Source organism: Ileibacterium valens, from assembly GCF_001945525.1.
Lineage (GTDB): Bacteria > Bacillota_I > Bacilli_A > Erysipelotrichales > Erysipelotrichaceae > Ileibacterium > Ileibacterium valens.
This window is the reverse complement of record NZ_MPJW01000073.1, coordinates 1-7,352: the sequence shown is the minus strand read 5'-3', so window position 1 is coordinate 7,352 and position 7,352 is coordinate 1. Positions and strand designations below refer to the sequence as shown.

Below are 7,352 nucleotides of genomic sequence, written 5' to 3'. Positions count from 1 at the left end.
CCAGATATTTCTGAGTGGCCTTTGTCCAGACGAATGTCATCTTGTTGGCGTTGGCTTCAATTTTTGTTCCATCCAGATAAAGGACAGAAGAGTCTATCTGAGGATCATTCTGTTCGGCATAGCGGTTGAATTCCGTAAAGAGATCCTCCATGCATGGAGTAAGGCATTCCTTCTGAAAGCGGGAAATTGTACCGTAAGAAGGAGTTTCGCCATTGAAAAGGCAGAGCAGACGGATGTCGTGAGAATAAAGTTCTTCCTGCTGCCGCAAAGAGCAGTAGCCATAAAGAGTAAAAGAAATCAGAGCGGCTTTGAGCATGGCGTCTGCTGGGAAATGGCAGGCTGGCCAGGAGGCAAAAGAAGGATAAAGGGCAAGGTCGAGATAATCATCGACAAAGGAACTGACAGTAGTGAAGACAGAATCCATCTCAATATGAGGGAAGAGAGAATGGAGCAGTGGCAAACGGCCCTGAATCGAGTTATAGTGTGTTTGGTAATTTTGTTTATTAAGCATGAACATATTTTACCAAAAAAGGCACCTCATCCATTACGGATCAGGTGCCTCTTTTTATTTTTGGACTGTCAGAAATTTAACAGCCCCTTTTTTATTATTCTTTTGGTTTTGTCCAATACTCTGAATTTGTAAGATTGTTCCTGGCTGCCTGGTTATACAGCGGCGGCAAGACCTGTGATAGCCCACCAGATCAGTGCGATGATCATCACAAACAACAGAATCGATAAAATCAATCTTGCGCTTCCTTTCGCAAATCTCCAAATAGCTGGAAGTCCACCAATTAACAGAATAATGCCTAATACTATGATCAAAATTTGCATCCAGTTCATAATTGTCTCCTTTTTATCCTGAGTGTGATTTTATGCATATTGTCGGTTTAGTCTGACACTCAGGTTGTATAGGTTTAGTATTAACTCCGGTAAAGATTTTTTAAAGCCGTATGCTCTTAGGTTTTCATATTTTTTCAGTGGATTCTCAGTTGGCTGATTTTTCATTTCTGCAGGTTTTTTGCCTGCTTTATGTCTTGCCTTCTAAGGATAAACAATGAAGTGAATTTAAGATGCAAAAAGGAAAGGCTTTTTCACCTTTCCTTCATTTAATTATCTTGTTTTTTAATCGCTATATCAGCTTAATTATCTTGCTGATCCTCATTATTCTTTTCCGAATTCGTTCAGCGATCTGATTCCTCCAAGTTTTTCATATCTGCACTTTCTACTGAATCTTTTGGATATTTGATTCCATTTTCAGAGTTTGAATCTATCAAATCTGAATTGTCAAAATACTTTTCGCGTATTTCTTCTTCAGAAGTCATCAGGTTCTGAATCTGATCTTGCCACTGCTCTCTGGAATTTTCCTGCTTGGTCAGCTTTATTTCCTTGATATGACGGGCAATTAACGGTAGGAAGAATCGAACTTTCTGAGTCGCCTGAGTGGGTATTGGCCGATCATAAACCATTCTTAAGAAGTGATCATATTGATCCGATAAATATTCCTGATCTGATTTAAGTATCTCAAAACGGTTGATAATCAGGCCTCGGGCCTTAAACAGACGAATCAGTCGAACCGGAAGCTCAAAAGAATGTCCTTCGTATTCCACTTCGATCCTGAATACTTCATCTTTTGACAGCTTTGGCTGCTCGTCGAAAATAACTTCAAGTTCAGCTTCTCCTAAAGCCGCAATGGCTCCTTCATATGTTTTTTTGTCCTGCTTTAATTTGGCAAATACAGCGGCATGATGCAAAGAGATCAGGGACCCCTGTCTGCGGCCGATAAAGAACAAAATCGCTACAATGAGCAGAAGCGAATTATAAAGCAGCCAGAATAAAGTAATTGAACCATCAAAGACCAGATGGAAAATCATTTTGTATGAAATCGATATAACGGCAATCAGCGTCAGGACAAGCATTAATACAAATGGCCAGATGTAACGCCAGCTGAAATGATCTGTATTGTCCACTCCCTTTTTAGTGACTTTAAATTTCTTCAGAGAAATGCCGATAAACTCCATAAAGATCGGACCCATTAAAAATGGAAACATGATCGTCTCATACAGATTCGTCCACAGGCTCGTTCTGATATTTCCGGACAGTCTGCCAATCGCCCAGCTGTCGGCAATATACGTAGGCAGCCAGAAACATAGAGCTGCCCATAAGGGGGTTCTGACAACCGAAATTCCAAAAATCCCGGAAATGATCGGGATGAAAATATAGAGAAAGCGGGAAAAAGGAGCCAGCCAGTATTGGATGGAGGTCCAGTAATTCACCTTTTGAGCGGTTGAAAACTTATTAGTAAAGAACAGGTTAATCTGATACAGAACATTCACAACCCCTCTGCCCCAGCGAATTCTCTGCTGGATCAAAGAAGGAAGATCTTCCGGAGCCAGACCGGAAGCCAGGGGTTCTGAAATCGCCAATGAGACAAATCCATTTCTTTCAATCAGCATACCTGTCGCAAAATCTTCTGTAATCGCTTTGGTATAAAATCCGCCGACTGATTCAAGTGCTTCGCGGCTGATCAGCGTATTGCTGCCACCATAAATGACGCTGTTTGAATTGGTTTTGGCTACTTCGATTTCACGATAGAAATAGTCCTGTTCATTAGCGACATCTTTTTCTGCATAAAGATGATACTGAAAAAGATCCCAGTTATAAAACGTCTGAGGTGTCTGCAAAAATCCAAGGCGAATCTGCTCAGCCTTTCTGACTCCCGTATTTCTCATCCAGGAATCAATAAAATAAGGAACCGTCTTCATCAGAAAGCTTGAACGAGGAATCATGTCGGCATCAAAGGTCACAACCAGAGGCGAGTCCGTCTGATTCAGGGCGTTGTTCAAGTTTCCAGCTTTTGCCCCTTCATTATTGTCTCTGGTGAAATAACCAATGTTCATTTTTCTTGCCAGAGTTCTGATTTCTTCCCGCTGACCATCATCACACAGATAGATATGAACCTTGCTTTGATCCGGATACTCCATGCGCCGGCACCCATTCACTGTCTTATAAAGAAGATCTGCACTCTCGTTATAGGTGGCGATAAAGACATCGACATCCGGATACAGTTCAGCCTTTTCTGGAATTTTGGGTAATGGATAATTTTTCTTTTTTGCCATGATCTGAAAGTTGACCATAAATTCAATCAGTCCAACCAGCTCCACCACTAACAAAACGATCCCCAGAAAGAAGGCTGCAGGCTCATCTATAAAAGGAATTGTAAAAGAAACACGCCACCAGAAATAAAGCGCAGAAAAGAACAGGGCGATCTCAAAGACAGCAGGAAGAGACAGTTTATGCTTTTTCTTCTTTTTCATAAAATTCTCTCCTTTTCATCCTGAGTAAATCCGGATAGGTCGGATAAAAGATCGGACGCTGATTCAGCCGCCAGTTCTGATAAGCTATTCCACTGATAAACAGAAATGTTCCCACCAGAAAATCTGAGGCGGTGTTTAAAAAACGAATTCGATTACCACAATACAAAACGATATAGACTCCAAATAGAGTCATGATGATGATTCGAACATGAGCGGCAAACCGAGTTTTGTTTCGATGAAATAACTTTGCCACGCCGCTGGTGATCCATCGACTAAACTTCATTAACAACCATAACAAAGTGAAGTAGAGCGTAAAACAGAGGATCAGTTCCCAGAACTGTGCCCGATCCGCATCCACAAAAATCCGCGGCAGGAAATGGATTGTCCAGAAACCAAACTGACAGAAAAGAAGGATCGAAAAACAGCTTCTAAACGATTCGACACCCTTATAACAGGTCATAATTCCGGCAAACAGCGAAACGAGCGCAAATCCAAAAATGATATTCTCTTCACAAAAGAGGATTCCACCATTATAGATTGGATTCAAAAACAGAATATCTTTCACAACATTTCCTCCCTTGAGTAAAAAAGGACGGATCAACCGTTCACAATCGTTTACAAAATAGTCTGGCCTGCCATTTCGTTTCCATTCGTGAGCCGAAAACCTGTCCGATAACTGTCCGATAATTAATTTCACCTTACCAAAATTTTCACTTTGGTTTGGTCTGTTTGCCTGTGAATCTCTGCGGTGTCAAAAATGTCTTTCTTTTTGGACTTATTCTGACATCTGAGACTTTTCCAGCCTTTCGATCCAATGGAATATCAAAACAAGATCTATCTTTATTCTTATTCAACATCATTTTAACGTTAAAGAATAAGCGAAAAGGATAAGCATTCTGCCATCTCAATGAGCATCGTCCATTTTCTGCTGTCTCGTTTTATCTTCTTTTTTATTGAATTTTCAATTCGTTCAGAAAATCTGATGGATAAATCAGTTGAATTTTTATATATAGAATTTTAATATATATATGAGAAGTTAATATCAGAAAGGAAATATTCTATTCAGGAGGATTTATTATGGAATTTCCATTACCTGCTGTAATGCTTGAATTTCTGATTCTTGGATTTCTTGAAAAGAAAGATTCCTATGGCTATGAGATCTGTCAGGTGATCAAGAATGTTCAGGAAATCCGTGAACCGGTATTGTATCCAATTCTGAAGAATCTTCAGAAGCAAAATCTCATTGAGAGCTATGAAGAAGTTCATAATGGACGACGAAGAAAATATTATTCGCTCAGTCAGCTGGGAAACAAACGGTTATCCCTGCTTCGAAAAGACTGGAATCAATACCAGAGAAGGATCACTGAGATCGTTGAGCAAAAAAACAGATAGGTTCAAAACCGCAGCAAATTCAAATCAAATATGAACACATTAAATTGTAGAAAAGGAAAAGATATGATGAATTCTGAAGATTATTACAGAAGAATCCATGAGATTCTGAATTCTCACCAGATTCAAGAAAACGAAATCGATGACATGATCGATTTTCTGAAAGAGACCGCCGCTGAATCCGGTATGAGCGAAGCCTCTTTTTTGCATCATTTAGGTACTCCGGAAGTGATTGCTTCTGATTTTCTTGCTCAGACTCAGAGGTCACAGACGTCCAGCCTCTCAGTTCCTCCCATTCCAGAAGATGCCTTATCTTCTGAAAATGGTTATGAAGAAAAAGAGGATTCTGAAGAATGGCATGAAAAGTCCTATTCGATGGATAAGGACCGAATACCCGAAATGGACGATCATTCTGATCTTCCGCATGATGTTCTGTATGAAAACAATCCTGGATTTACTTCATTACGAAAGATTGAAGCAGATCTTTTACATTCTGAAATCCAGATCGATGTCTCTGATGCACCTCGAGTGGAAGTGTATCCTGATATCTCGCAGATGAACATTCACTTTCATCATGACACCCTTAAGATTGAACAAAACGCACATATGTTAATGCTGCCGTGGAATCTGAAAAAGCAGACCATCAAGATCTATCTTCCAAAAGAAGTGATGCTCGACAAGGTCAAGATCGAAGGAGTCAATGCCAGCATATTTGCAAGAAGCCTTCATGCCAACCATGTCATGCTCGAAAGTGTCAGCGGCAAAATGGTCCTTCAGGACTGTGAAGTTGAGAAACTGCGTGCTTCCAACGTCAACGGTCTGATTCAGATCGAAAATACACCTTACCGTAAAGCGTCCATTGAAAACGTCAACGGAGACATCGATATGCAGGTCATGATGTATCATAAGATTCACGCAGAAACAGTGACCGGTCATATCCATGCTGGAGGAATTCTTGAATCCTATGCAATGAAAACTCAATTTATTGGCAGTGAACTGAATTATCATCCGGATCAGTCGTATGGAAAAACGCGTATATCTTCTGTGTCCGGATCCTTGAACATCTGGCTGTAGATTCTATCCATTCATTCCATTCCTGATATAAGAACTATTGAACAACCTTTTTTGGAACATCGAATTGCCGAAAAGTCCGGAAGATCTGAACATCCACCTCTCTAATGGATCATTCAGATCTTCTTTTTGTTACTATTTCTGTTAACTATTCATACTTTTTTATCAGAAAAGCTGACTCAACAGCAGAAGTAAGGCGAGAACAAATTGTTTAAATTACATTTTTTGTAATTTGAATCTGAATAATAGGATATTTTTGGGATTATTTAATAGAGTGGCTTCCTCCCCCGCCTACGCTAACGCTTAGAAGCGGGGGTCTTCTTGCAGAGAATAGGATAAACCAAAATATGTGATGTTCGAACGTGAAAACTACCATCTAGTCTCTGAAAGAAGTGAAATGAGTGAATATCTGGCTCCTGATGCAAGTATGGTCGTTCATTTCTTAAATACAAATAATGTTGATCTTTACGTGAGTGATTATCTGAACTATACCAATTACAATATTCTTAAGTTGATTACCGATTTTCCGGAAGAACTTCTTGAATATCTGGATCCATCAATTGAGTATCTGCGATTCGAGATTAATTCAAATACGAGGATTTGTGATGGTGTAAGGCTAAAATTCAAGCACTCGAAAGAGATTCTTCTTTCCTCACCTGATCAGCTGGAAGCTTATTTATCTTCCGGAACGATTAAAGGTCTGGGAGTATCTGTTTCTGCAGTAATACAATGATCAACGGGGGATACTTAGTTGTAGACGAGCTTGAAAATCATTTCAACGCGCAGATCTCAGCTTCTCTCATTCGTCTGTTTTACGATCCAAAAATCAATGTAAATGGAGGAACCTTGATATTTTCCACGCATTATCCTCTCTTGCTTGATCAGATTGACCGTCTGGACTGTATTTATCTTCTTCAGAATAAAGATTTGATTTCTGCTTCCAGACTCGATCAAATTCTTTCCAGGAAAGATATCAAGAAAAGTGATATTTTCATTTCCGGCTATCTCGATGGTACTGCACCGGATTATCTGCCTTACCGCAATCTAGTAAGAGCATTAATCTTTCATAATTCAGACAGAAAAATTCAGCCTGATAAGATCGAGGCAAAAATGGTTGATCAGTTTATCTGAGACATCTGTGAAGGAAACGCTGAATTGGCAATTATCAGAATTCTGCTGGAAAATGGTCTGCTTAAATTCACGGAAGAAGACTTGATCAATCCCAATGACATGCAGTTAAGAAATGGAAAAAAATTTTCGGATCGGTATCTTGGATTGAGATATCCTCAAAAAGTAAAAATTTTCTATGTTCATGACTCTCACTATGAGAAGTTTATTTTACCTAAGACGACAAAGCAGAAAGCTGAAGTATTTCATGTCATAACCGCCCCGGAAATCGAGATCTTACATATCATCGATCAAGACCGTCATAAAATTTTTCTTCAAAAATTCCAATGTCATTAAGTTAAGCAGATAGAAGCGCGAATTGCTCCGCACTTCATCGTGGTGTTCAGAATCTACCAGAAATTTTTATCTGGAATCAGCCATTTTTCGGCTTCAAGCCTCACGAATACGATA

9 protein-coding genes are annotated in these 7,352 nt (G+C 39.6%); 5 read left to right on the top strand and 4 right to left on the bottom strand.

Features of this window, described 5'->3' with window-relative positions:
• From BO222_RS02615 to BO222_RS02605, 4 genes are all read right to left on the bottom strand, one after another.
• Positions 1 to 511 (bottom strand): transposase (locus BO222_RS02615; RefSeq protein WP_178390427.1); only part of this gene is annotated, 511 nt, incomplete at its 3' end.
• Positions 512 to 663: 152 nt separating this feature from the next.
• A complete protein-coding gene (locus BO222_RS13615) occupies positions 664 to 840 on the bottom strand; it encodes a hypothetical protein (protein WP_158024543.1) in 177 nt (58 codons plus the stop codon).
• A gap of 341 nt (positions 841 to 1,181) precedes the next feature.
• Positions 1,182 to 3,314 (bottom strand): glycosyltransferase family 2 protein, encoded by a 2,133-nt coding sequence (locus BO222_RS02610; RefSeq protein WP_075818130.1) that lies wholly within the window; start codon positions 3,312 to 3,314, stop codon positions 1,182 to 1,184.
• The gene (locus tag BO222_RS02605) at positions 3,292 to 3,879 is read right to left on the bottom strand and encodes a hypothetical protein (RefSeq protein WP_075818128.1); all 588 of its coding nucleotides are present in this window, start codon (positions 3,877 to 3,879) and stop codon (positions 3,292 to 3,294) included. Before BO222_RS02605 ends, BO222_RS02610 begins: the two co-directional genes overlap by 23 nt.
• Positions 3,880 to 4,391: 512 nt before the next feature.
• Here BO222_RS02605 and BO222_RS02595 point away from each other — a divergent pair.
• From BO222_RS02595 to BO222_RS02575, 5 genes are all read left to right on the top strand, one after another.
• Positions 4,392 to 4,706 carry a PadR family transcriptional regulator gene (locus tag BO222_RS02595; RefSeq protein ID WP_075818124.1) on the top strand — a complete coding sequence of 105 codons (315 nt, stop codon included), beginning with the start codon at positions 4,392 to 4,394 and terminating at the stop codon, positions 4,704 to 4,706.
• A 63-nt stretch (positions 4,707 to 4,769) separates the two neighbouring features.
• A complete protein-coding gene (locus BO222_RS02590; RefSeq protein ID WP_075818122.1) occupies positions 4,770 to 5,777 on the top strand; it encodes a DUF4097 family beta strand repeat-containing protein in 1,008 nt (335 codons plus the stop codon).
• A gap of 394 nt (positions 5,778 to 6,171) precedes the next feature.
• Positions 6,172 to 6,507, top strand: coding sequence for a hypothetical protein (locus BO222_RS02585; protein ID WP_143356907.1), 336 nt, complete (start codon positions 6,172 to 6,174; stop codon positions 6,505 to 6,507).
• On the top strand, positions 6,504 to 6,905 hold the full coding sequence (locus BO222_RS02580; RefSeq protein WP_075818118.1) for an AAA family ATPase: 402 nt from the start codon (positions 6,504 to 6,506) through the stop codon (positions 6,903 to 6,905). Before BO222_RS02585 ends, BO222_RS02580 begins: the two co-directional genes overlap by 4 nt.
• 24 nt (positions 6,906 to 6,929) lie before the next feature.
• Positions 6,930 to 7,238, top strand: a complete 309-nt coding sequence (locus BO222_RS02575; RefSeq protein WP_075818116.1) for a hypothetical protein — start codon at positions 6,930 to 6,932, stop codon at positions 7,236 to 7,238.
• The last annotated feature ends 114 nt before the right edge of the window (positions 7,239 to 7,352 follow it).